Genomic DNA, 1,016 nt, shown 5'->3' on the forward strand with positions numbered 1-1,016 from the left:
GAGGAACTGCCGTCGGGTGGTCAACCGGCTCCCCCTCTCGGACGACTGGTGCCGATGAACAGCGCCGTCCGGAGGCGGTGGCGGGGCGGGCGCGCAGTGTCCCGGGCCGCGTCACCCGCCGGGGGTGAGCCGGTCCGGCAGCCGGATCCGCACGTGGCGGAACCGGGCCGGGAAGCGGTGCGACGGCGCCCGTATCCGGGTACGGGCCGGGCGCCTTACTGCCGCGCCGTCTGGTCGGGACGGCGGAATGGCCGCGCAGGGGTGACCTACGGATCAGTTCCCCCCGGACTGCGTCTACCCCGTGCGCTTGCGTACGGCTTGACGTTTCGAGGGGGACCCTACCACCAACGATCGACGCTCCCGCGCGCGTTGAGGCCCGGCGGAGGCGCTGGCTCCGCCGGGCGCCGTAGCCGCTACTCGCGTCCGTCCCGTCCCTCGCGCCACTCGCGTACCAGCGTGTCGGCGTCCAGCGGCGCGAGCTTCAGCGGCGGGCCGACGGCGGGCGCCCGGTGGGCCGCGAGGATCTTCTCGTTGACCTCCGCGACGATCGCGCGCACCTCCTTCTCGCTCCGCGCCCTGGTCACGGCGGCGAGGGCGGCCTCGGCCTCCTTGCGGACGGCGGGGGAGGGCGGCAGCGCGGACAACTGCTCGCGCGCCATCTTCGCCCTGACCCACCACAGCTCGTCGTACGGCCGGTCGAGATCGGCCAGCGGCTTGCCCCGGCCCGGGAGGTCGTCGAACTCGCCGCGCTCCTCCGCCTCGCGGATCTGCCGGTCGACCCAGGACTCGAAGCTCACACCCGGGGGCTTGCGTTCGGTCATGTGCGGTGCTCCCTCCGCTCGCGGCGCGCGTCGGCCGGCCGTTCTCGCACCTCCACGGTAACGACCGCGCCGCGGGCCGCGGCGCGCGGGCGGCGTCGCGCCGATGGCGGCGCCCGGCTTGCGCAGACCTTGGTGACAATTCAGACAATGGCCTCGGAAGGTGTCCATCCGGCCCCGATAGGGAGACCCTCGTGC

General features: G+C 74.4%; 1 protein-coding gene. It reads right to left on the reverse strand.

The window, feature by feature from the left end; all coding sequences use genetic code 11:
* Window positions 1-413 precede the first annotated feature (413 nt).
* Window positions 414-821 (reverse strand): DnaJ family domain-containing protein, encoded by a 408-nt coding sequence (locus H5J30_RS35570; protein ID WP_181791913.1) that lies wholly within the window; start codon window positions 819-821, stop codon window positions 414-416.
* Window positions 822-1,016 lie beyond the last annotated feature (195 nt).

The organism is Streptomyces phytophilus (genome assembly GCF_013870535.1).
GTDB classification, from domain to species: domain Bacteria; phylum Actinomycetota; class Actinomycetes; order Streptomycetales; family Streptomycetaceae; genus Streptomyces; species Streptomyces phytophilus.

What these genes read in the sequence shown, in the direction of transcription:
- H5J30_RS35570 (WP_181791913.1), bottom strand. Translation starts at nt 821, where the DNA reads ATGACCGAACGCAAGCCCCCGGGTGTGAGCTTCGAGTCCTGGGTCGAC.